This is a genomic window from Streptococcus sp. FSL R7-0212 (assembly GCF_038007985.1).
GTDB classification, from domain to species: domain Bacteria; phylum Bacillota; class Bacilli; order Lactobacillales; family Streptococcaceae; genus Streptococcus; species Streptococcus parauberis.
In genome coordinates, this window is record NZ_JBBOYF010000001.1 from 1,255,062 (window position 1) to 1,280,198 (window position 25,137).

The window sequence follows — 25,137 nt, forward strand, 5'->3', positions numbered from 1 at the left end:
ATAGCAAGTTAAAATAAGGCTTGTCCGTAATCAACCTTTCAAGGTGAACACCGATTCGGTGTTTTTTTTATTTACTATGTCAAATAAACCAAAAAACAGGCACTTTAAAAAGTGCCTGTTTTTTGGTTGTAGAAAAAGTAGTTTTTTATCAACTTTTGATAAAATAAATAATATAATTATAATATTTTCAATACTGTTAAATATCAAACTTTGCGAATGAAACGAAACAAACAGAAACTTTACGCCGTAGCAAAAATGTTAGTAACTATAAATTTCTTAGTTTCGAAAATCCAAAGATAAAATTTTTCATTAAAATAGCCATTTTCCCGTGCGGTAAGGTCAGAAATGAGAACATTTCTGACCTAGGCAAATATTGAAACAGAGTTTCAATATTTAGTCATGGAATGCCGTAGGCGGTCGCTGACGGCCTCGCATAGGAAAAGTGGTTATTTTGACAATTTTGGAAAATTTTTACAAATAAAAAAACAAGCTCTGACATAGTACTTGTTATTTTATTATCGTCTCCTTTTGCTAGTGCTATAAAGTCCTATAAAAATGGCTTCATAGAGGATAAAAAAGAGAATGAAGCAATGCATGAAGAAGGCTTCCGGTAGTATCCAGATAACGGGGTCAGTTAAGGGGTCAAAAGACCAGTTATCCTTACCGGCAAAGAGGATATGGTGGAAAAGGACAAAGAAATTGTCGAAGCCCATGAGGAAAGCCATAAGAACAATTGCTAGGGGCAAGACAATAGCCAGTCCAAAAAAACGACTATATAGCCCTAGTGTCCTTCCTTTCATATTCTGATATAGAAAAGGCAAAGTAATCAGACTGCTTAGGACAAATAATACTTGGCTTAAATGGAAGAGGCCTTTGACATCTGCGAAGTGGGCTAAGCCTGCTTTTGAAGCTGAGAAACTGGCAAACTTGAGGGACTTGACCAAGGGATTGGTCAAGTAGTCCATTAAGCCATTGAAGTTATAAAGAATGGACTTTTTGGTCATGAAGATAACTTGGCTAATTTTGAGATAATCCACTTCAATGGGATAAAAGAGCCAAGCTAGGTAGATGGTTAAAAGGACTGATAATGAGAGGACCCAGATGAAAGTTGACAGAATTTGGCATTTTTCTTTCATGACAAGTCCCATTCATCCAATGAAGCAATAACATAATCCGGTTTGACTGGTAAGCTTGGGACTTCTTCTGGCTTAGTGAAGCCTGTTGTTACCAGTAAAGTTGCCACATCATTTTGAATACCAGCCATAATATCTGTCAAATAATTGTCGCCAACCATAATGGCTTGAGAGCGTTTGACATCAAGAATATCTAAGGCCTTGTTCATGATGATGGCATTTGGTTTGCCAATAAAGACTGGTTTAACACGGGTAGCTGCTTCTAATAGTGCAACTAAAGAGCCTGCACCCGGCATGAGTCCTCTTTCCGTTGGAATATTCAAGTCTGGGTTGGTCCCGATAAATAGGGCACCTTTTGCGATAGCTAAGGTCCCCACTGAAAGCATTTCGTAAGTCAATTGGGTATCAAGGCCTACAACCACGTAAGCAGGATTGTCGCTGTCAATTTCATAGCCTGCTTGAGCGATAGCCGTCTTGAGTCCGGTTTCGCCGATGACATAGGCAGTTTTGCCCCGATTCATGTCATTCATGTAGTCAACGGTAGCCATGGTTGCCGTGTAAATAGATTTTAGCGGTGTTTCAATGTCAAACTGGGTAGCCAACATGTCTTGGACCATTTCTGGCGTCCGCGTAGTATTGTTGGTCACCAAAAGATAGGGAATTTCTTGTTCTTGTAGTCTTTGAATAAAGCGTTGCCCGGCTGGGATGCGCTCTTTTCCTTTGTAAATCGTTCCATCTAAGTCAATTAAATAGCCTTTGTAGGTCACTGCTAACTCCTTTTAGTCAATTCTCATCCATTCAATAATGGCTTGTGCGTTCACCTGCCCCTCCGATTGAATCTCATGGCGAGTGGTTAAATGATCTTGGACATGACGGGATATAATCTGACCGCCTGGCGCTACTTCTTTGACATATTTGAGGCGCAGGCTGACGGGGTTATGGTGTCTTAAGAAGTCATACCCTAAGCTATCATACATCCAATCCAAGTACTTACTGTTATTAACATGGCCGTTCATATCAATATCGAAGTAACGAACATGGTAAGTTTTGTCTGTTGGGTTTTCCAAAGCTTCAGGTTTGAAGGCCCGACGCATTTTTTTAACAAACTCAGATTCAAAAGGAGCCACTAATTCTTCTGGAATTGCGAACACTTTACGAGTTTCAGGATTCATGAGGGCAAAGATGGTTAAGATATCAGCCAATTCATTGCCTTCTTGGTCATAGATATAAAACTGACGATAACAGAATATTTTATTGTAGGAAACGGCTTCTGTTTTGATGATAATAGTCTCATTAAAAACAGGTAGGCGGTTAATATGAACTTCGTAGTCAGTAATTATCCATACAAGGTTAAAATGGTCTAAAACATAGTCATCACTCCGATTTAAACCATTGGATTGACGGGCTGAAACGGTTAAACAGTAAGCCAATAATAAGGGTAATTTGGCATCGTGTTTGACATCACAGAGGTCAAAGGGCATGGTAAAGCTTTCTTGATATTGTAATCCCATTTTAATTCTCCTATTGTAAGATAAATTTCTCTGCAACTGAGTCCCCTAAGAAGAGGCCTCGTTTGGTCATGCGCACTGTTTTGGGGTCATCAACTAAGAGCCCATCGGCTACCAGTTTTTTAACAACCTGGCCATACCTTTCTACAAAAGAATAAGGGAACTTAGCTTCAAACTGAGCGATGGAAACACCCGTTTTTTTCCGCAAGCCTAGGAAGAGCTCTTCTTCCATCTTCTCTTCCATAGTCAGGACTTCTTCAGTCAGGCGGGCATTGCCTTCAGCCACAGCCTTGAGGTAGTGTTGGATGGGCACCCGATTGCGGTAACGCACACCATCCAAATAACCCGAAGCTCCAGCTCCACAGCCGTAATACTCATCATTGTTCCAATACATTAGATTATGCTGGCTATAAAATCCTGGTTTTGAAAAGTTAGAAATTTCATAGTGCTCAAAGCCATTGGCTTCCATTTCATTAATAATGTAGGTAAACATTTCAGCTTCTAAGTCTTCCGTAGGTAAGTTTAACTTACCACGGCGCATCTTGTTCATAAAAATAGTATGGTGTTCTAAAATTAAACTATAAAGGCTAAGGTGAGGAATATCCAAGGCCAAGGCCTTAGCCACATTTTCTTTGACTTGGTCTAATGTTTGACCGGGAAGTGCATAAATTAAATCAATTGAAATATTATGAAATCCAGCCTCTTTTAGACTGTCGATCGTACTATATATTTGTGCCTCATTATGGCTACGCCCAATTTGTTTCAAGTGTTTATCATTAAAGGTTTGAACGCCGAGTGAAACACGATTAACGGCTGATTTTTTCATAACCTCAATTTTATCCGGAGTTAAGTCCCCTGGATTGGCTTCAATAGTAAATTCTTCCAAATAAGGCAAATCTAAGTCTTTGACCAATTCGGTCAGGAGATAATCTAATTGTTGGGCTGTAATAGAAGTTGGAGTCCCACCACCTATATATATAGTCCGTAATTTCTTTATTCCAAAAGAGCGAAACTCAGCAATAAGAGCCCGTAGATAATCATCTACAGGCTGATTTTTGATAAAGACTTTTGAGAAGTCACAATAATAACAGATTTGTGTACAAAAAGGGATGTGCACGTAAGCAGATTCGGGTTTTATTAACATAACCTTATTATACCATTTTTGATTTTTTAAACATAGCTGAGTGGTTTTTAAGATGTGATATTCAGTTTCTTTTCCATTCGGATAAAATCGAAATCAGCTCCATTAGTTGTCTGTTTAAAAGTTTCAATCTTTTTATAACCGCTATTTGTATATAAGCTTATGGCACGACTATTAAAGGCAGCGACATTAAGAACAAGGGTGTCGCATGAATAATTAGCTTTAGTATAATCTTCAATCGTCCTAAGGAAGTCTTTTCCATGGGATTGACCTGTCCATTTTGGTGCCATACCAAGTCCAATTTCCAGCTCCTTATCATTAATTTCAAATGAGGCAAAGCCGAAAAGAATTCCATTTCGAATGACCTGAAAGTAGCTGTTTTGACGGAGCTTGGGGTCAATCATCTCTGCATAATCTTCGGGGTCCGCAGCTAGGTTGTAAAAGTCATAAGGTGCTGGGTAAAGCCAGTCCTTGGCAATGATTTCCGCACTTTCTTGGGTCATAGGCATGATGTAGAACCAGGGCTTCTTTTGCCAAAGCAGAAAAAGTTTAGACATATATTTAAGACGACGCTTCTGAACCGAACAATTGTCCGACTGGTAAATATAGTTAAGATAACCTTTTTGGTATTCAGGAATAATATCCTTAAAGTAAGCAGAAGCCTGGGGATCCAAGCGCTTAAGGACTTCTTGGGTTTTATCTTTCATACTGGTCTCCTTTATAATAGATTGAACTTTTAAGAGTCAAAATTAAAAGTTTAAAAAATAAAATCTGGCTAGATCAAAAGATTATTTATGATTCTAATATGATGTCACTTATTCTTTTGACTTAGGGTCTTAATAATAGTTGAAGCTAGAACAGACTTGTCCTAGCTTCACTATTTTTTTAATTTATTCTTGTCTTTTAATTTCTACATCAAGTTGCTTAAGTAAAGAAAGTACAAGTGAATTTTGGTGGCTTTAGTCAATTCCAATTTCTGCACGGACAACATCAGCAATTGTATCAACATAATAGTCAACTTCTGCGTCAGTTGGAGCTTCAGCCATAACACGTAAGAGTGGTTCAGTACCACTTGGTCTTACTAGGATACGCCCATTGCCTTCCATTTTAGCTTCCATTTTTGTAATAATTTCAGAGATTGCTGGTACTTCCATGGCTTTATCCTTCATGCTATTTTCAACACGAATGTTAACGAGTTTTTGAGGATAAATTGTGACTTGAGCAGCTAGCTCTGATAATTTTTTACCAGTTTCTTTCATAACTTTTGTCAACTGAATAGCTGTTAATTGGCCATCTCCTGTTGTATTATAATCCATAATAATAACATGACCAGATTGTTCCCCACCTAAATTATAGTTGGATCTACGCATTTCTTCAACAACATAACGGTCACCAACTGCAGTTACAGCTTTGTTAATACCATGTTCATCTAAAGCCTTATGGAAACCTAAATTTGACATAACCGTCGTAACAATTGTATTTTGGGCAAGTTGACCATTTTCTGAAAGGTATTTCCCAATGATAAACATTACTTTGTCACCATCAACAATCTCACCATTCTCGTCGACAGCAATCAACCGGTCACTATCACCATCAAATGCTAACCCAATTTCTGATTGGGTTTCTTTTACTAGTTCTTGTAATTTTTCTGGGTGTGTCGAACCAATTCCATCATTGATATTTAAACCATCAGGTTTTTCACCAATAACAGAAATATCAGCATGTAAGTCGACGAATATATCACGGGCAGTGGCTGATGCAGCACCATTTGCAGTATCAAGAGCAACTTTCATGCCTTCTAAATCTAAGCCAGTTGAAACTAGAAATTTTTCATACTTACGTAAACCTTCTGGATATTCTACCAAAGTCCCAAGTCCACCAGCACTTGGTCGTGGAAGTGTATCTTCTTCAGCATCAAGTAAGTCTTCAATTTCCAATTCTTGATCATCAGCTAATTTAAAACCATCTGATCCAAAGAATTTAATACCATTATCTAAAGCAGGATTGTGACTTGCTGAAATCATAACACCAGCACTTGCTTTCTCAGTTCTAACTAAGTAAGAAACACCGGGAGTTGCAAGAACTCCTAATTTATAAACTTCAATTCCGACTGACAATAAACCAGCAATCAATGCTGATTCAAGCATCTCACCAGAGATACGAGTGTCACGTGCAACAAAGACTTTTGGTCTTTCTGTTTCATGTTGACTTAAGACATAGCCACCAAAACGACCAAGTTTAAATGCTAATTCAGGAGTTAACTCAACGTTAGCTTCTCCACGGACACCATCTGTACCAAAATATTTACCCATATTTATTTAAGCGACGAACGCTTTTTCCTCCAAATTCTTCTGTTTAAGTTTTTTTACTTCTTTTTGACTGTTAATTGAACATTCAATGATGACGGTTCAATTGTGACAGACTCTTCTGATAAAGTAACTGTTTTGCTTGTTGACTTTGTCACATCAGTAATATCAACTTTGGCAGTAACTTCATTTATAGTATCTAGAACCTCTCTAGGTCCAGAAATAACCACAGTTTGTCTAGACAAGCGTGGTTGTATTTCACTAACTCGATTACTCATTTGACCAGTCATTAGGACAGATACTGGAACTGTCTTACTAATTTTTTTAATTTTAACTTCTAAGTCTGTTTTAGCAGGATTAATAGAACTTGCTAAAATTGTGCCATCTGCAGAGACTGCTTGTAAGGTAACCGTATCATTATAATCCGAGGATAACTTAACATTGTCCGGTAATTTAGCAACCACATGATCAATTAAATCAATTTTAGATTCATCACTTGTAACTTCAACTCGTTTATCAGTTGAAGTAATGCTTGCAATCTCATACCCAGAAACAATTTGTTTTGGATCTACACCACCTGTAACTGGAAAAGATTTTGTTTTCTTTCGTCCAATTGTGACTGTTAAACGATCCGGAGTCACTTTTGCTGTTAAACCAATTGGTAAATTAGAGACTTTCAAAGGCACCGATACCTTACCTGGTTTTGAATTGGTTAAATCAGCGACAATTTTAAAATGTCGTGTATCACCGTTAACTTCTGAATCCAGTTTTACCCTATTCGTTGATGAAAGGTAGACTTGAGAACCGTATGAATAATCACTGATAAAGTATTTATCACTATTATATTTCATATCAATTGGCACATCAGTTATACTTTGTGTAAAAGTCTCAACTGGATTATTTTTTTGTGAAGAAGCATTGTTGGAATTACTTACAGCAGATAAGAACAAGAGAATAGCAAAAAATACAGAAACAAGTCCAAGCCAAAGGCGACTATTATAAAACTTTTTCACGTCTATTTGCCTCCCAATATATTTTTATACCAAGGTGAATCATTTTTTGCATCTGTAATGAGAAACGATTTGAGTGTAGACTCAAATTCATCCATTGACAAATCATGCAAAAATTGACTTTTATGCGTAATTGAAATTCCACCCGTTTCTTCAGAAACAACAATGGTTATAGCATCTGAAGCTTCAGATAAACCAATTGCTGCTCTATGACGTGTACCAAATTCTTTTGAAATGGACATAGATTCTGATAATGGTAAATAAGAACAAGCAGATTTAACCTTATTATCAGCAATGATAACAGCACCGTCATGTAATGGTGTGTTTGGAATAAAAATATTTATCAATAACTGATTGGAAATTTCCGCGTTCAAAGGTATCCCAGTACTAATGAATTCTTGTAGTGTTTGTGTTTCTTGTATTGCAATAAGTGCACCAATTCGCCTTGGGCTCATATAGGAAACTGATTTTACAATAGCATCTACAAGAAGTTCTTCACTGGTTTTCGTTTCTTTTTGGAGGAATACTTGTGTACTGCGACCAAATTTCTCTAAAACAGTTCGAATTTCTGGTGCAAATATGATAACGCCCGCTATTACCCCATAAGTAATAACTTGGTTCATCAAATAGGTAATTGTGGTAAAACCAACCCATTCTGCAATTATTTTAAGTAATACAAAGAAGACGACACCCTGAACCAATGACATAATCTTAGTTCCCGCTAATGCCTTTATGAAACGATAAATGACATAAGCAACAATTAGAATATCAAGAATATGTATAGTAAGTATCCAGGGATCACTAAAGAGGTTCATTATAAATTTTGAATCAATATTATTAAAATTACTCATTTTTCCCTCTTTCCTAGTAAAATTGGCATTGTAAATATTATATCATGTTTCTTTAAGATTTTCTGTATCTAAATTTATCAATTGTATGTTAAAATATAAACATGAAAATTAAGACGTTTATGGGCATTACTGCCGGAAAATCAGCTCAATTTGTTTTGAATAAACTTGGTCGTGGATCAACTTATCCTGGTAAATTGGCTTTACAAATGGACAAGGATATCTTAGACTCCCTTGCCAAAGATTATGAAATTGTAGTAATCACTGGAACCAATGGTAAAACTTTAACAACTGCACTAACTGTTGGAATCTTAAAAGAAGCTTTTGGACAAGTATTAACTAATCCAAGTGGTGCCAACATGATTACAGGAATTGTTTCAACTTTCTTAACTGCTAAGACTGGTAAATCCGGTAAGAAGATTGCTGTTTTAGAAATTGATGAAGCAAGTCTTCCTAAAATTACTAAATATATCACACCAAGTTTGTTCGTTTTTACTAATATCTTTCGTGATCAAATGGACCGCTATGGTGAAATTTATACAACTTATCAAATGATTATTAATGGTGCTAAAAATGCTCCAGAAGCTACAATCCTCAGCAACGGTGATAGTCCAATTTTTGCCTCTAAAGAGCTTGATAATCCGGTCAAATACTATGGTTTCAATACAGAAGACCATGAACCAAAATTAGCTCATTATAATACTGAAGGAATTCTTTGCCCTAATTGTGAGCATATTTTAAACTATCGTTTAAACACCTATGCTAATTTAGGACATTACATTTGTCCAAATTGTCAATTTGAGCGACCAGAGCTAGACTATCAATTAACAGAATTGACTAATATCAGTCATAATATGTCTGAATTTGTAATTGATAATCAATCCTATAAAATTAATGTCGGAGGCTTATACAACATTTATAATGCCCTAGCTGCCGTTTCAGTAGCTGAATTCTTCGGAGTAGCTCCAGAAAAAATTAAAGCTGGTTTTGAAAAGAGCCGTGCTGTTTTTGGTCGTCAAGAAACTTTTACTATTGGCAATAAAACATGTACTATTGTGCTGATTAAAAATCCAGTTGGAGCTAGTCAGGCTTTAGAAATGATTAACTTGGCAGACTTCCCATTCTCATTATCAGTCTTACTTAATGCCAATTATGCTGACGGTATTGATACTTCTTGGATTTGGGATGCTAACTTTGAATTGATTAACCAAATGGATATTACTGAAATCAATGCTGGTGGTGTCCGTCATTCTGAAATTGCCCGTCGTCTTCGTGTTACAGGTTATGACGAAACTAAAATTACTCAAGCTGAAAAATTAGAAGATATTATGGTAGCAATTGAAGCACAAGAAACGGATCACGCTTATATTTTAGCTACTTATACAGCTATGCTTCAATTCCGAGAGTTGCTTGCAAACCGTCATATCGTGAATAAGGAGATGAACTAATGACATACACTTCTTTACAATCTCCTGAAAGACAGGACTATAAATACCAAATTAGAATTGCTCATTTATATGGAAATCTAATGAACACTTATGGTGACAATGGCAATGTTTTAATGCTCAAATACGTTGCAGAAAAACTCGGTGCTCAGGTTACTGTCGATATTGTCTCAATTGATGATGACCTTGATCCAGACCATTACGATATTATCTTCTTTGGTGGGGGGCAAGATTACGAACAAACCATTGTCGCTCGTGACTTACCTGGAAAAAAAGCCGCTATTGCCGATTATATAGAAAAAGAGAAAGTCATTTTAGCAATCTGCGGTGGTTTTCAGTTACTCGGACAGTATTACGTCCAAGCAAATGGTGAGAAAATTGATGGTATCGGGGTAATGGGACATTACACGTTAAGCCAAAATAAAAATCGCTACATCGGAGATATTAAAATTCATAATGAAGAATTTAATGAAACCTACTATGGCTTCGAAAACCATCAGGGTCGTACCTTCTTATCAGATGATGAGAACCCCTTAGGGAAAGTTGTCTACGGAAATGGCAACAATAAGGTAGATCAGACTGAAGGCGTTCATTACAAAAATGTCTTTGGTAGCTACTTCCACGGACCAATCCTATCTCGGAATGTTAATCTAACCTACCGGTTAGTGACGACTGCCTTGAAAAATAAATATGGTTCAGCCATAGAATTGACTGACTACACTACTGTCCTTGGAAATGAAGTTTCTGAAGAATATGCAGATGTTAAAAGTAAAGCTGAATTTGAACAAAAATAAAAGTTTCCCATTTTATGGGAAACTTTTTTGTTATGCAACGATTGCTTTTGCAATCTCTTCAACTGTGATACGTGAGAAGTACTGAGCAGTATCAATCGTTTTAAGTTTTTCAAGTACATCTTTGTACTCATATTTAGTTCCAATGAGAATTTTTTCAATGTCTTCAACGTCTTTAATACCGAAGAAATCGCCATAAATCTTGATATTTTTAATGACTGACTGTTGAACATTAGCAAAAGTATTAATTTTACCTGCTGGGTAGCGAACATTGCGTTCAATTGTATACTCAGGTGCTTTACCATAAGTCCAATCCCAAGTGCCAAATTGTGTATCCGCTGATTCTTGAATTTTAACTAATTCATCTTCAGAAAGGACGTATTCAGTCATATCTGGATATGTTTCTTTCATTTTTTCTAAGATTTTATCTGAAAATTCATTAACAGTTATTTTTTCAGGTAATTCATTAAGGATATTGGTTACGCGAGCACGAACTGATTTAATTCCTTTAGATTCAATTTTATCTTTACTTACTTTAAGGGCATCGCCAAGCACTGACATATCAACATCAAACAAGAGACAGCCATGGTGCATCATACGACCTTTGTAATAAGCTTGCGCATTACCACAGAATTTCTTTCCATCGATTTCAAGGTCGTTGCGTCCAGTAAATTCTGCTTTAACACCTAAATCAGCTAAAGTTGCAATAACTGGTTGTGAGAAAGTTTTGAAATCGAAGGCACCCTCTTCAGATTTGTTAGAAATAATGGTATAGTTCAAATTGTTTAAGTCGTGATATACAGCACCACCACCAGATAAACGACGAACGACATGGATACCATGTTCATCAGTATACTCTTTGTTGATCTCTTGAATGGTATTTTGGTGCTTACCAACAATGATTGCAGGTTCGTTAATCCATAAGATAAAGATTTCATCTTCACTTGTAAGTTCACGAAAAGCGTAAGCCTCTAAAGCAATATTATAAGCAGGGTCATTACTTTTGTTAACGATATATTTCATTTCTACTCCTAATTGTTTTCTACGTCATTACTTAATATTTTAAGACAAACGCTATAATTAAACAAGTCAAAAGATTGATTTTTCATTAGTTTCAAGCACTTTTGTGACTTTAATATTCTATCAATATTTTGATATGCAGCCCAGCCATTCAAAAAAGCTTAGGAAAAATCCTAAACTTTTTTATTAATCATTTATGCTTATTTTCTTTTTGGTGGGTTATGGATTGCTTCGCCTAATACATCAGCAAATGCCTCGTACATAACTTCTGAGAATGTTGGGTGACCATGGATTGAAAGTAATAATTCATCTACTGTCAATTCAGATTCCATAATTGTAGCAGCTTCGTTAATCATTTCAGCAGCTGCAGGTCCTACGATATGAACACCAAGGATTTCATGGAATTTAGCATCAGCAATAACTTTTACGAAACCTTGAGCTTCGTTTGAAGCAATAGCACGACCATTACCAGTAAAGCTGTTACGTCCAACTAATACATCACCATATTTAGCACGTGCGTCTTCTTCAGTAATACCAACCATTGCTACTTCTGGGTGAGTATAAACTGCTGCAGGAGTATATTCTAGGTTAACTTTACGAGTGTTTCCACGCATTGCATTTTCTGCTGCAATCTCACCCATCCGGAATGCAGCATGAGCAAGCATTTTAGTTCCGTTAACATCACCTGGTGCATAGATACCAGGGATTGAAGTTTCTTGGTATTCATTAACTTTTATACGGTTACGTTCCATATCAAGATTAAGATTTTCAAGACCATTCATTTGTGGAACACGTCCGATAGAAAGAAGAGCTTTTTCAGCAACAATTTCCTCACCATTGTTAAGTTTCAGCGTTAATTGATTGTTTTCTTCAACGATTTCAGAAACTCCAACTGAAGTTTTGATCTTCATACCTTTTTTAGCTAAGATTTTTTGTAATTCAAGTGATACATCTTTATCCATAGCAGGAATGATGCGGTCTGCCATTTCAACAACAGTTACATCAACACCGTAAGATGCCCATACTAAACCAAGTTCAATACCAACAACTCCACCACCCATAACTGCAAGTGATTTAGGCATTTCACGTAAGTCAAGGATATCATCAGAAGTTAAAACAAGTTTAGAATCAATTCCCGGGATATTGATACGCGAAACTTTTGAACCAGTTGCAAGGATGATAGAACGTCCTTTAATTGTTTCTGAACCAATTGTAACAGTTTTGTCAGGGTTAACTTGACCAAGACCATTAAATAAAGTTACTTTGTTTGATTTCAATAGACCTTTAACACCACCAGTTAACGTTTTAACTACTGAGTTTTTGAAATCAACTGTTTTATCCATATCAATTGTATAGTTAGTTGATGCTAAATTGATACCACGACCTGCAGCAATCTTAATACCATCAAGAATTTCAGCATTTTTAAGGTATGTTTTAGTTGGGATACATCCAACGTTTAAACAAGTTCCACCGAATTCTGATTTTTCAATGATTGCAACTTTTCCACCCAATTGAGCAGCACGTATTGCACCGTAATAACCAGCAGGTCCGCCACCAACAACAACGATATCGTATTCGTTATCAGCAAGTGGAGCTTTGTCAGCTTTGGCTGGAGCTGCATCATCTGCTTTAGCTTTAGGTACTTCTAAACCAGCTGATTCAAGGTTTTCTGTTGCTTTTGCATCAGATGATGCTGATGATGATACTTCATCTACAGATTCGCCCTCTGCTCCAATGTATCCGATAACTTCTGTTACAGGAACTGTTTCACCGTCTTTACGAACGATTTTTAAGAGGACACCAGCGTCTTCTGCTTCAATTTCCATGTTAGTTTTATCTGACATGATTTCAAGAAGGATATCACCTTCATTTACAGTATCGCCTTCTTGTTTTTTCCACTCGATGATTTCACCTTCTTGCATATCAACACCAAGTTTAGGCATAATAATTTCAAAAGCCATTATTTTCTCCTTTAAATACTTCATATATAGGTATGTACAATTAAGATTGACTCTTTTACACTGTCACTATACCACATTATTAATCAATTTGTTGTATCTTGACGACTTATCAGATTAATAGTCCAAATGGATTTTCCATTAAGTTTTTAAGATCAACCATGAATTTAGCACCGTTCATGCCATCAACAAGTCTATGGTCAATTGTTAAACACATTGCCATGATTGGACGAGGAACGATTTCACCATTAACTACAGTTGGTGTCGGAATAGTTGCTCCAACACCTAAGATTGCTGAGTTTGGTTGGTTAATGATAGGGTTAAATGTTTTAGTACCGAACATACCTAAATTTGTGATAGAGAATGTTGAACCTGACATTTCAGCAGCTTTTAATTTACCTTGCTGAGTTTTCTTAATGACATCTTTTGATGCAACAACGAAATCAGCAAGTGACATCTTATCTGCATTGTGAACTACTGGTACAATTAATCCATCATCAAGACCAACGGCAATACCAATATTTACAAATTTGTGTAATTCAATTTCTTGTGCGTCATTGATTAATGAAGCATTCATGTATTGATGTTCTGGTTTCATCAATGTTTTAACAACGGCCATACCAATTAAGTCAGTAAAACTTACTTTCAAACCAGTTTTTTCCATGATTGGGTCAATTAATTTTTTACGAAGAGACATCATCTCAGTCATATCAATATCATAGTTCAATGTGAATGACGGAGCTGTTAGGTAAGAGTTAGTCATACCTTTAGAGATTGCTTTACGCATTGCAGACATCTTGATAACTTCAACACCTTCAGGAAGTTCAGCTTTCGCATTTTCTCCTTTTGCCGGTTTAGCAACAACTTCTTCAGCTGGTTTTGATGCTTTGATTGTAGCTAAGATATCTTCTTTCATCACTTTACCATTAAACCCAGTACCAGTGATATCAGCTAAGTTGAGACCAGCATCCTCTGCCATTTTACGAGCAAGTGGTGAGGCTTTAGGTTGAGCGTTTTTGAAGTTTTCAACATCTTCTTGATGAACACGACCTTTAGGTCCTGAACCAGGAACTTGACCAAGTGAGACACCCATTTCAGAAGCTGTTTTACGGGCAGCAGGTGTCGCACGAACTTTTTCGCCATTTCCTTGAGGGAGAGTAGTTTCTACAGTTATTTCAGATCTTTCAACATCTTCTTTAGGTGCTACCGTTGGGGCAGCATCTGCCGAATTTGGAACAGGGATTTCAGTTGTTTTTTCACTTGAAGCAATATTCTCAACTGATTCACCTTCAGCACCAATATAACCAATAACTTCAGTTACAGGAACAACATCTCCTGCAGGACGAACAATTTTCAACAAGATACCAGCATCTTCAGCCTCAATCTCCATATTAGTCTTGTCAGACATAATTTCTAGAAGAATATCACCTTCATTGACACTATCGCCTTCTTGTTTTTTCCACTCGATGATTTCGCCTTCTTGCATATCAACACCGAGTTTAGGCATAATAATTTCAGCAGCCATAGTTTTCCTTTCATTGTCTCTATGAACTAGTAAACACTGAAGGAAGCCTCCTAGAGAGACTTCTTCATGTCTTTATTAGTTACCTTTTTTTGCCATTTTTACAATAGCAGCTTTGATTTTTTCAACATCTGGTAAGATAGCCTGTTCAAGAATACGTGCATAAGGAACTGGCACATCTTCACTAGCTAGACGTACTACTGGATGATCAAGATAGTCAAACGCTTCACTTTCAGTAATCATAGTTGCAATTTCACCGATGTAACCACCAGTTTTGTATGCGTCATTGACAAGCATTACACGACCAGTTTTCTTAACAGATTCAATAATCAATTCTTTATCAAGAGGTACAAGTGTACGGGGGTCAAGAACTTCAACGTTGATTCCTTCTTCAGCAACTTCTTCAGCAGCCTGAAGAACACGTTCTAACATACGACCATAGGATATGATTGTTAAATCAGTACCTTCACGTTTGATTTCACCTTTTCCTAATGGAATATAGAATTCAGGATCTTGATTAACTTCTTCTTTTTTACCATACAAAGATTTTGGTTCCATGAAGATAACAATGTTATTATCTTGGATTGCTGATTTCAAAAGACCTTTAGCATCATTTGCATTTCCTGGTGCAACAACTTTGATACCTGGAATATGTGTCATCCAAGCTTCTAAAGATTGTGAGTGTTGAGCAGCAGATCCGATACCAGATCCAGAAGCAACACGGAAAGTTACAGGTGTTTTAAGTCCGCCACCAAACATGTAGTTATTTTTCGCACCATTGTTAACAATAGCGTCCATCATGATTGTAAGGAAATCCATGAACGTTACGTCAACAATTGGACGTAAACCTGTAATTGCAGCACCAATAGCAGCACCAGAAATGGCAGCTTCTGAAATTGGTGTGTCTTTAACACGTTTAGCACCGAATTCTTCAATCATACCAACTGATGTACCAAAGTCACCACCATATACACCAACATCTTCACCCATAAGGAAGATGTTTTCATCTTTGCGCATTTCTTCTGACATGGCAAGATTTACGGCTTCACGCAAAGCCATTAATTTTGTTTCACTCATTTATTTTTTTCTCCTAGTTTTTACAAAATAGAAATAATCCGTTTAATTCGTTAAATAATAAGAATTGATTGTATAACTTATTAGTCAACCCAAACATCTTCAAATGCAACTGAAAGTTCAGGATCTGGACTGTTTTGAGCAAATTCGTAAGCATCATCAATTTCTTTTTTAACTTGTTCTTGGATAGCATCCAATTCTTCGTCAGTTACAATACCTTCTTTTGTAAGATAAGTTCTGTACTTAATCATTGGATCTTTTTCTTTCCATGATGCAACTTCTTCTTTAGTACGGTATTTACCAGCATCAGCTGTTGAATGACCAAACCAACGGTAAGATTCAACTTCGACAATAGCAGGTCCGTTTCCACCACGTACATGTTCTACTGCTTTTTCCATAGTTTCGTATACTGCTAAAACATCATTTCCGTCTTCACAGTAGAATCCTGGAATTCCGTATGCTTCTGCACGAGTATATAAATGAGGTGTGTTTGTTGCATTATTGATATTCATTGAAATACCATAACGGTTATTGATGATAAAGAAGATTACTGGTAATTTCCAAGTAGCAGCCATATTAACTGATTCGTGGAATGAACCTTCATTTGTAGCACCATCACCAGAGAAAGCAACAGCAATGTTGTTTGTACCTTTGTATTGTTGAGTTAATGCGGCACCCACTGCAAGAGCGTAACCACCACCAACGATACCATTTGTACCATAGTTACCTTTTTCAATATCAGCTAAGTGCATTGAACCACCGCGTCCTTTTGAGACACCAGTTGCTTTACCAGCTAGCTCAGCCATCATTTTATTAAGATCCATATCTTTTGCAATTGATTGACCGTGTCCACGGTGATTTGAGAAGATAATGTCATCATAAGTTAAATGAGCAACAGCACCGACGTTAGCTGCTTCTTCACCAACTGAGAAGTGGGTCATCCCTTGTACAAATCCACGACGAACAAGTTTGTTGATACGTGAGTCAAATTCACGAATACGTTCCATTTTTAAGAACATATCCAAATGTTTTTCTTTCGAAACTGTTACCATTTTGGCCTCCAAAATATTAATTTACTTTTTAATCATAACTTTTTTCATCACAATTTGCAAGAAATTAAATCGCTTTCTAGCCTTTTATTATGCGATTTTTAAAGATTGATAGTTTGAATTTTCACAAACTATTTTGTTATAATATAGTCAATCTGTTATATATTACAGTTAAAAAGAGTTGCTATTGCAACTCTTTTCTTAATTTCTTATTTTTTTCATCTAGTATCTCAAATTTCTAATTGCTGTCCAATCTCTTCCCACTCAGTCAAAAGTGCATCCTGCTGTTCATTTAACTGGTCAATTTCCTTTTGCATATCAATCAACAATCCAGCATCATTCGTCGACAACATTTGTTCTGAAAGCTCAGCTAAAGAAGACTCAATCGATTCTAACAGGTTCTCGACTTCAGATAAGCGTCTTTGTAATTTGCGGACTTCTTTTTGGTTTTCCTTCTGTAATTGATAATCATTCACTGTCTGGTTTTCTTGACTCTCTTTAGTCAATGGCTGCGCCTCTAAACGGGCCAATTCTTCCAGCTCAGCTTTTTTCTCCACGTAGTAATCATAATCCCCAAGATAAAGTTGTGAACCCTCCTCAGTAATTTCTAAGACTTTTGTAGCTACGCGGTTGATAAAGTATCGGTCATGACTTACAAAGACTAGGGTGCCGTCATAATCAATGAGGGCATTCTCTAGGACCTCTTTACTATCAATATCCAAATGGTTAGTTGGTTCATCTAATAGTAAGAAATTGTTATTTTCCATGGATAATTTAGCTAAGAGCAGACGCGCTTTCTCACCACCTGATAACATACTAACTGTCTTTTTAACATCTTCCCCACTAAAAAGGAATGCTCCTAGTCGGTTTCGGATTTCAACCTCTGGAGTTCTTGGAAAATCACTCCATAGCTCATCAATAACAGAATTATTTGCAGTTAAGCGAGATTGTGTTTGGTCATAGTAACCAATCTCTAAGTTGGAACCTAATTTGAGTTGACCTTTGATAAAAGGTAATTGTCCTATCAACGACTTAATTAATGTTGATTTACCAATTCCATTTGGTCCTACAATGGCAATGGCATCCAGTTTATTAACCTCAAACGAAATGGGCTCAGACAATATATGATTATCATATCCAATTGCTGCATCTTCAAGATTTAGCACTTTATTACCTGAGGGTTTGTCGCTATGGAAGGTCATATGGGCTGATTTTTTTGAAGCCGTTGGCTTATCTAAGCGGTCAATCTTTTCCAGTTGCTTGCGTCTGGCTTGCGCACGTTTTGTTGTTGATGCTCGTACAATGTTTTTCTGAACAAATTCTTCTAATTTAGCAATTTCTTTTTGCTGTTTGTCAAAGTTCTTTTGCTCGGTTGCAAGCTTCTCTGCTTTCAAATCCACGAAATGTGAATAGTTACCGACATATCGATCAAGTGAAAACTTATTTAAATCCAGTGTCACGGTCGCAACTTTATCCAAGAAATAACGGTCATGACTGACAATAATCAGAGCACCTTGATAATTAGTTAAATAATTTTCTAACCAAGCAATAGTCTCAATGTCTAAATGGTTTGTAGGTTCATCAAGTACCAATAAGTCAGGTCCTTCTAAAAGCATTTTGGCCAAGGCCAGACGTGTATTTTGACCACCTGACAAAGCTGAAATTGGCATATCCCACATCGTTTCATCGAATTTAAAACCATTTAAAATTGCCCTAATTTCAGACTCGTAAGTAAAGCCTTTGTTTTGGCGGAAACTTTCTGACAGCTTATCATAGTCATGCATTATTTGATCTAATTGCTCAGCAGACGAATTGGCCATGTCTGATTCCATCTGTCTGAGTCGCGCTTCATCATCTCTTAGTGCTGAGAATACTTTTAACATCTCTTGATAAATTGTCTTATCGGACTCAAAACGACTATCCTGAGCAAGATAGGATAGACTGATATCCTTCTTCTTGATAATGTCTCCACTAGTTGGGCCTTCTTCACCTACTAGAATTTTCAAAAGTGTTGATTTACCCGCACCATTTGGCCCAACTAAGGCAATCCGATCACGTTCATCAACTTGTATATTTATCCCTTTAAAAAGAACATCTCCTGAAAATGAGCGTTCAATTTTATTTCCTTGTAAAATTATCATAAATCTATTTTAACAAAAAAATACCCCAATGGGGCATTTAGTAGTTTAAAACTTGTCTTTCTAGTTTCCTTGATATAGCTCAGATACCTGATTGATGTCAGTCTGTTCAATGCCAAAAAATGAACCTGAGGATTGCATTACCGAATTTTCAGTATCCTTATGATTAAGACCAATCGCATGACCTAATTCATGCTCAGCTGTATGAACAATTCGATCAGCTTGGTATCCATAGGACTGATCCATTAAAAAATAAGAATTTAAATATACCTTAGCTGAAGATAACTGGTGATTTAATGTTTGGCTTTCAACTTTTGCTAATCCAGCAGCAATGACTTTAGAGTCATTCATTTGATCCGCAATAATATTTGCCTTCTTTTGATTCATAGTTAAGGTAAAAGTAAAGGCTCCAGTATTATTCCAGTTATTTATGGCTGCATGATAGGCATTAATAAAAACTGGATTAGTGGCATTAATATAAACACTTGCTTTATTAGACGACCATTTGCTATTTTCTGTATCTTTAATATGGTCATTATCCTGGTGTTGACTTGCCGAACTAGATTTCTGACTATTACTAATAGTATTAAATATGGCAACAATTTGATTGGTTACATTAGCAATTTGGTTAGCTAATGGTGAATCACTGTGATTGGAATAGTAAATCAAACCAAAAAAGATAATAGCTAACAATAAAATCGTTTGAACAAAGCCCCAAATTATCCGAAAAAGCCATTCAATCAGCTTCATTGGCAGCCACAAAATTATTTTTAAAAATTTTTTCATACTCTAAACTAACTTCAAATCTATTCGATCTAAGATAACCTTTCCTCTTTTATGTAGTTTATTGGTAACCATTCTAATAATACTTCTAATTGCTGATTCCAATAATACCATTCATGTTTACCATGGTCTTTTTGATAATCAATTTCGAGACCTAAATTGTTTAATTCTTGGACAGCTTTTTCATTTGCTTTAAACAAAAAGTCCTCATAACCACACCAAGCATAAAATTTAGTCTGAAAATCAAAGTCTTTAACCATACTTCTTAAGTAATATTCATCAAAATGAGAAGCATTAGGATTGCCAAAAATGCCCTGCCAATAACGCATACTTATCTCATCCAACTCTTCTTCACCAGCTTCGGGAATAGTTAAGGCGCCAGAAAAAGAAGCACAATATGAGAATTTTTTACTAGTTAAAGCTAACTTATAAGCCCCGTAACCACCCATTGAAAGTCCAGCAATAAATGTTTTTTCACGCTTTTTAGTCATATTAGGAAAAAAATTTGCAAGAACCTTTGGTAATTCTTCAGCAATCATCTGATAATAGGGCAAACCAGAGGCAGTATCTGTAAACCAACCAAGGTCAGTTGAAGGCATCACAACAATCACATTAGTGTGACGGACCAGACGTTCAATATCCGTTCTTTTTTGCCACGAATTTTCATTTCCACCCATCCCATGGAGCAGATAGAGGACAGGAATATCCTGATCCCCACGATCCTCAGCCTTTAATTCAGATTGATCAGGATAAATGACATTGACTTGTCGTTCCATCCCCATTACTTCAGATTTATACTCAATTGCCATTGATGCCATAAAAACTCCTTTTGTGATTCAAATAGAGAAAGAGGATAAGCTGATTAACTCAACTTTCCTCTCTTTTCATTTTAAAATTGCTAGCGCCCGATAGCTAAATCGATTGACAATTTTATGATCTCACTTCCATGACTACCGGAAGAATAGCAGGGCGACGTTTTGTTTGTTCAAATAAGAATTTAGACAATTCATCTCTGACAGAACTTTTTAGTTCTCCCCAATCAAAGTTGTCTTGTAATAAATAGTTACCAACAGTTGTATTTACCAAATCAGCACTTTCACGTAAAATATCACGACTCTTCTTAACATAAACGAATCCTCGTGTATTGACTTTTGCTTTGGAAATAATTGTTTTTTCTTTTTTGCTAACAGTAATGACAACGATAAAAATTCCATCTTCTGACAATACTTTTCGATCTCTAAGAACAATATTCCCGACATCACCAATTGCATTACCATCAATCATCACATCACTGGCTGGAACACCACCTTCATGAAGGAAGCCATCAGGATTCAAGACCATAATATCGCCTCGTTTCATGATATAAATATCTTCAGGAAAGACACCAACCTCTTCAGCGACGACTGCATGTGCAGCTAAATCACGATATTCACCTTGAACAGGGAAAAGATATTTTGGTTTCATTAAATTGATTAGAAGTTGTAAATCACGACCATTTGCATGTCCAGAAACGCGTAGATTTTGTGTAATTAGTTTCACACTGCCCCCTGCTTTATAAACAAGGTTTTCAACACGCGCCAACATTGCTTCTTTGGAAACATTTGGAGTTGTGACGATATAGACCAAATCACCTTCTTTGATTTGCACATAACGGTGACGACCAACTGCCATTTTTTGTAAACTGTTAATCGGCTCGCCCATACGACCAGCTTCTAAGATGACCAATTCATTATCGTCGTATTTATTCATATCTTTTGGTTTAATCAAGAGTCGTTCATCGACAATCATCAATTTTTTCAAACGAATAGCTGTACGAACAATGTTCTCAACATCTGTACCAGTCAAGACAACGCGACGACTATGCGCAACTGCTGCATCTAAAACTTGTTGAATACGAACTAAGTTTGAGGCCACTGCTGCCACGATAACGCGACCATCAGCATCCCCAATGACATTATTCATTTCTTCGCCAACTTCTGACTCACTGGCAATTTGCACATTGCTTGTTGCATTTGCAGAGTCAGCTAATAATGCCAAGACACCTTCTTTACCAATTTCAGCTAATCTGCCTAAATCAGTTTCGTAAGACTTGCGAGCTGCAGGATCAAATTTAAAGTCCCCAGTATAAACAATATTACCTTGATCTGTGCCAATGACAATTCCTAAACTTTCTGGAATCGAATGTGTTGTTTTAAAGAAAGAAACGAGACCATCTTTAAATTCAATTTCAGTTTCGCTGTCTACAACATGGAAATTATTAAATTTCTTAGTGTTATTGTTTCCTTTAACAAATAATTTAGCTAATTCAATTGTTAATTCTGAACCAAATACAGGTACTGAGACATCTGATAATAAATAAGGCAAAGCACCTATTGCATCAGCATGGCCGTGCGTTAAAAATACACCCTGAACCTTATCTTTATTTTCAATCACATAATCTAAATTAGGAATAACCAAATCCACACCTAATTGTTCGTTTTCTGGATACTTAATACCAGCATCTAAAATAAACATTGACTCATTAACTTCGACCAAATAGAAGTTCTTACCATATTCACGAACTCCACCTAAGGCGATTACTTTAATATCACTCATGATACTCCTCTTTTTATTTTTATTACATACGGTCCTTAACTTGTAAGTCGATTTACTGCTTTGTAGCAAAGCTACACTCCCTTACAGTATATCACAAAAATGCTAAAGATTCATGAAAATCAATTCATACTTTCAGATAAAAAAGCCAAGTTCTATTTGAACTTAGCTTTATTTTTATTCAAAAAGCTGATAATAATCAGAGATGGTCATCTGTGCCTTTAATGTTTGGTCTAAATCTTGAATGATTTTACCATCTTTCATAACAATCAAACGATTTCCAAAGGTTAATGCATCTTCCATATGATGGGTGATCATTAGGGCTGTTAGTTGAGCTTGATTAACAAACTGATTGGTTAGATTCATTAAGGATTTACTTGTCTTGGGATCCAAGGCTGCAGTATGTTCGTCAAGCAATAGCAAATCCGGACGCTTTATGGTTGCCATCAATAGACTTAGAGCTTGTCTTTGGCCGCCAGATAAGAGGCCTGTAGGCGTCTCTAAATGCTTTTCAAGGCCATTACCAGTTTTAGCTAATAAGCTTAGATAATCTTGATTGCGATGAGCCAAGGTCCGTTTAGTCAATTGTCTTTTTTGACCTCTTTTTTCAGCAATCAAGAGATTCTCTGCGACAGTCATCCTTGGTGCAGTTCCCATTTTGGGATCCTGAAAAACACGTGCTAGGTAAACAGCTCTTTTTTCTGCTCCCATGTGTGTAACATCCTGTCCCAATATCCTAATTTGTCCCTTACTTAAGAAAAGAGTACCAGCAATAACATTAAACAAGGTTGATTTCCCTGCACCATTTCTACCAAGAATAGTAATAAAATCACCTTGACGAATGGTTAAATTAACATTATCCAGAATTGTTTTCGTCTCATCAAAACCATTATTAATGGTAAGGCTGGCATCAATTAATTCAATTATCTTATCTGTCATCTACTCAACCTCACATTTCTAAACAATTTTTGACGAAGAACAGGAACCATTAAGCAAATGGCTAAAACGATAGCACTAAATAATTTTAAATAATTAGTATTAAATCCTAAAATAATTACTGCGGATATTAGAAATTGATATAAAATCGAACCAACTACAATAGCAATTAGACGTTCAAGTAAAGTTAGTCCAGTTGAATAGAGAACCTCACCAACAATGATACTTGCTAATCCAATAACTATCACGCCTATTCCCTTTGAAACATCGGCATAGCCATCTTGTTGACTAACTAAGGCACCAGATAGACCAATTAGCCCATTCGAAACAACTAAGCCCATTACTTCCATCCGATCAGTATTAATCCCAAAGCTCTTTGCCATATCTCGATTATCACCAGTAGCTATATAGGCTTGTCCCAAATCAGTATATAGAAAATAAATTAAAACTGAAATAACTAAAACCACTGCTAGTAATCCCATTAATAAGATATTGATATCTGGTCGAAAAGGGAAATAATCTTGCAATCTTTTCAAATTATGCAGACCAAGATTAGCCCGTTTCATAACCATTAACATAATTGAATTACAAGAGGTCATAACCAAGATTCCGGCTAGAATAGTTGGGATTTTACCTTTTGTATATAAAAGTCCAGTTACCAATCCTGCTAATGCACCGGCAAACATCCCTAAAAAAGCTGCCAAGAATGGATTGTGTCCCTGATTCATCATGGTTACAGCGACTGCTCCTCCCAAAGGAAAAGAGCCCTCTGTTGTCATGTCAGGAAAATTTAGAATCCGAAAAGTCAGATAAATCCCTAAACCAAGGATACCCCATAAAAGGCCCTGTGAAACTGATGAAATAATCATATCTTATCCTTTCTATTCTTTAACCAGAATGTCTGATGTTTTCTTTAACTGGTCAGGCACGGTTATGCCCAGACTTTTTGCGGCTTGTAAATTTAGAACTGGTTTTCCAGTGTCGACAATCTTAACTGGTACTTGCGACACTTTCTTACCTGAAATCAGTGCCTTAACTTGTTTTGCAGTTTCTACACCTAATTGATATTGGCTTTGGGAAATTGAAGCAAGGCTACCATCCTTAACCATTGTATCCACACTAGAGTAGACTGGTAGGCCAGCATTGTTAGCTGTCGATATAACTGTAGCGAAGGCTGATGCAATTGTATTATCCTGAGGAATAAACAAGGCATCGACTTTTCCTGATATAGCAGACATGGTTGATGAGACTTCATTCGTTGAAGGGACTGAGTAGGTCTTAATTGTATAGCCTTTAGATTCTGCTGAGGCTTGGAACTCTTTGACTTGAGAAATCGAATTATCTTCGTTGCTAGCATAAAGGATACCGATAGTCTTCACACTTGGTGTTAATTCTCTGATTAAGTCGACTGTTTGCTTAACGGGTACTTTATTAGACAAACCTGTTACATTCCCCTCAGGCAGTTTGAGATTTGTAACTAATTTGGCGCCAACCGGATCAGAGATGGCAGACATAACAACCGGAACATCCTTAGTGGCTGCAGCCAAGCCCTGGGCTGCAGGCGTAGCAATTCCGACCAAAATATCACTGCCACCATCAGCCAATTGATGACTCATGGTCTGAATCTTACTTTGATCACCCTGAGCATTCATCAATTTAATCTCGATTTTCACTTTTGAACCATCTGATTTCCCTAATTCATCCTCAATCCCTTTTTCAATTTGATCCAATGCTTCATGTGTGATTAATTGAAGAATCCCAACGCGTACAACCTTTTTATCCAAGAATAGATTTGGTCCTTTCGGTTTTTCAAATAGCAAAGCACTACAAACTAGGAGTGTGATTAACAATAATGTTGCAATTAAACTTTTATTTTTCATAAA

22 protein-coding genes are annotated in these 25,137 nt (G+C 36.5%); 2 read left to right on the forward strand and 20 right to left on the reverse strand.

The features are described 5' to 3' along the window. Nucleotides 1-515 precede the first annotated feature (515 nt). From MKY69_RS06425 to cdaA, 8 genes are all read right to left on the reverse strand, one after another. Complete coding sequence (locus tag MKY69_RS06425; protein ID WP_003107103.1) at nucleotides 516-1,136, reverse strand: TIGR01906 family membrane protein; 621 nt, start codon at nucleotides 1,134-1,136, stop codon at nucleotides 516-518. Beyond that, nucleotides 1,133-1,900 (reverse strand): TIGR01457 family HAD-type hydrolase, encoded by a 768-nt coding sequence (locus MKY69_RS06430; RefSeq protein WP_003107104.1) that lies wholly within the window; start codon nucleotides 1,898-1,900, stop codon nucleotides 1,133-1,135. The genes MKY69_RS06425 and MKY69_RS06430 overlap by 4 nt, the downstream gene beginning before the upstream one ends. 12 nt (nucleotides 1,901-1,912) lie before the next feature. Beyond that, the gene (locus tag MKY69_RS06435) at nucleotides 1,913-2,644 is read right to left on the reverse strand and encodes an acyl-ACP thioesterase domain-containing protein (RefSeq protein ID WP_003107105.1); all 732 of its coding nucleotides are present in this window, start codon (nucleotides 2,642-2,644) and stop codon (nucleotides 1,913-1,915) included. A 10-nt stretch (nucleotides 2,645-2,654) separates the two neighbouring features. Next, nucleotides 2,655-3,785, reverse strand: coding sequence for a radical SAM family heme chaperone HemW (hemW, locus tag MKY69_RS06440; RefSeq protein WP_003107106.1), 1,131 nt, complete (start codon nucleotides 3,783-3,785; stop codon nucleotides 2,655-2,657). Nucleotides 3,786-3,832: 47 nt separating this feature from the next. After that, the gene (locus MKY69_RS06445) at nucleotides 3,833-4,489 is read right to left on the reverse strand and encodes a GNAT family N-acetyltransferase (protein WP_003107107.1); all 657 of its coding nucleotides are present in this window, start codon (nucleotides 4,487-4,489) and stop codon (nucleotides 3,833-3,835) included. A gap of 252 nt (nucleotides 4,490-4,741) precedes the next feature. Beyond that, nucleotides 4,742-6,094, reverse strand: coding sequence for a phosphoglucosamine mutase (gene glmM, locus MKY69_RS06450; protein ID WP_340791189.1), 1,353 nt, complete (start codon nucleotides 6,092-6,094; stop codon nucleotides 4,742-4,744). A 53-nt stretch (nucleotides 6,095-6,147) separates the two neighbouring features. Then, nucleotides 6,148-7,101, reverse strand: a complete 954-nt coding sequence (locus MKY69_RS06455) for a CdaR family protein (RefSeq protein ID WP_340791190.1) — start codon at nucleotides 7,099-7,101, stop codon at nucleotides 6,148-6,150. Nucleotides 7,102-7,103: 2 nt separating this feature from the next. Beyond that, a complete protein-coding gene (gene cdaA / locus MKY69_RS06460; RefSeq protein WP_003102717.1) occupies nucleotides 7,104-7,949 on the reverse strand; it encodes a diadenylate cyclase CdaA in 846 nt (281 codons plus the stop codon). Between the two features lie 101 nt (nucleotides 7,950-8,050). Here cdaA and murT point away from each other — a divergent pair, with 101 nt between their 5' ends. Continuing rightward, on the forward strand, nucleotides 8,051-9,394 hold the full coding sequence (murT, locus tag MKY69_RS06465) for a lipid II isoglutaminyl synthase subunit MurT (protein ID WP_003103687.1): 1,344 nt from the start codon (nucleotides 8,051-8,053) through the stop codon (nucleotides 9,392-9,394). Further along, the gene (gene gatD, locus MKY69_RS06470) at nucleotides 9,394-10,185 is read left to right on the forward strand and encodes a lipid II isoglutaminyl synthase subunit GatD (protein WP_003105080.1); all 792 of its coding nucleotides are present in this window, start codon (nucleotides 9,394-9,396) and stop codon (nucleotides 10,183-10,185) included. The genes murT and gatD overlap by 1 nt, the downstream gene beginning before the upstream one ends. Nucleotides 10,186-10,215: 30 nt before the next feature. On the opposite strand, the gene MKY69_RS06475 is transcribed toward gatD, so the two are convergent. The 12 genes from MKY69_RS06475 to trpX all read right to left on the reverse strand — a co-directional run bounded on the left by MKY69_RS06475 (nucleotide 10,216) and on the right by trpX (nucleotide 25,134). Then, nucleotides 10,216-11,205 (reverse strand): lipoate--protein ligase, encoded by a 990-nt coding sequence (locus tag MKY69_RS06475; protein WP_099567376.1) that lies wholly within the window; start codon nucleotides 11,203-11,205, stop codon nucleotides 10,216-10,218. Between the two features lie 197 nt (nucleotides 11,206-11,402). Continuing rightward, entirely contained in the window at nucleotides 11,403-13,163 is a 1,761-nt protein-coding gene (gene lpdA / locus MKY69_RS06480) for a dihydrolipoyl dehydrogenase (RefSeq protein ID WP_340791191.1), read from the reverse strand. 109 nt (nucleotides 13,164-13,272) lie between these two features. Next, nucleotides 13,273-14,685: a dihydrolipoamide acetyltransferase gene (locus MKY69_RS06485; RefSeq protein WP_340791192.1), complete on the reverse strand. Its 1,413-nt coding sequence runs from the start codon at nucleotides 14,683-14,685 to the stop codon at nucleotides 13,273-13,275. A 75-nt stretch (nucleotides 14,686-14,760) separates the two neighbouring features. Beyond that, a complete protein-coding gene (locus MKY69_RS06490; RefSeq protein ID WP_003104558.1) occupies nucleotides 14,761-15,759 on the reverse strand; it encodes an alpha-ketoacid dehydrogenase subunit beta in 999 nt (332 codons plus the stop codon). An 80-nt stretch (nucleotides 15,760-15,839) separates the two neighbouring features. Then, nucleotides 15,840-16,808 carry a thiamine pyrophosphate-dependent dehydrogenase E1 component subunit alpha gene (locus MKY69_RS06495; RefSeq protein WP_003105156.1) on the reverse strand — a complete coding sequence of 323 codons (969 nt, stop codon included), beginning with the start codon at nucleotides 16,806-16,808 and terminating at the stop codon, nucleotides 15,840-15,842. Nucleotides 16,809-17,035: 227 nt separating this feature from the next. Further along, a complete protein-coding gene (locus tag MKY69_RS06500; RefSeq protein ID WP_340791193.1) occupies nucleotides 17,036-18,946 on the reverse strand; it encodes an ABC-F family ATP-binding cassette domain-containing protein in 1,911 nt (636 codons plus the stop codon). Between the two features lie 60 nt (nucleotides 18,947-19,006). Further along, nucleotides 19,007-19,693, reverse strand: a complete 687-nt coding sequence (locus tag MKY69_RS06505) for a M57 family metalloprotease (RefSeq protein ID WP_003107121.1) — start codon at nucleotides 19,691-19,693, stop codon at nucleotides 19,007-19,009. A gap of 65 nt (nucleotides 19,694-19,758) precedes the next feature. Continuing rightward, the gene (locus tag MKY69_RS06510; protein ID WP_340791194.1) at nucleotides 19,759-20,544 is read right to left on the reverse strand and encodes an alpha/beta hydrolase; all 786 of its coding nucleotides are present in this window, start codon (nucleotides 20,542-20,544) and stop codon (nucleotides 19,759-19,761) included. 112 nt (nucleotides 20,545-20,656) lie between these two features. Next, nucleotides 20,657-22,321 carry a ribonuclease J gene (locus tag MKY69_RS06515; protein ID WP_003106093.1) on the reverse strand — a complete coding sequence of 555 codons (1,665 nt, stop codon included), beginning with the start codon at nucleotides 22,319-22,321 and terminating at the stop codon, nucleotides 20,657-20,659. Between the two features lie 174 nt (nucleotides 22,322-22,495). Further along, nucleotides 22,496-23,257, reverse strand: coding sequence for an ABC transporter ATP-binding protein (locus MKY69_RS06520; protein ID WP_340791195.1), 762 nt, complete (start codon nucleotides 23,255-23,257; stop codon nucleotides 22,496-22,498). Then, nucleotides 23,254-24,123 (reverse strand): ABC transporter permease, encoded by an 870-nt coding sequence (locus tag MKY69_RS06525; RefSeq protein WP_003103962.1) that lies wholly within the window; start codon nucleotides 24,121-24,123, stop codon nucleotides 23,254-23,256. Before MKY69_RS06525 ends, MKY69_RS06520 begins: the two co-directional genes overlap by 4 nt. Before the next feature lie 12 nt (nucleotides 24,124-24,135). After that, the gene (gene trpX / locus MKY69_RS06530; protein WP_340791196.1) at nucleotides 24,136-25,134 is read right to left on the reverse strand and encodes a tryptophan ABC transporter substrate-binding protein; all 999 of its coding nucleotides are present in this window, start codon (nucleotides 25,132-25,134) and stop codon (nucleotides 24,136-24,138) included. Between the last annotated feature and the right edge of the window lie 3 nt (nucleotides 25,135-25,137).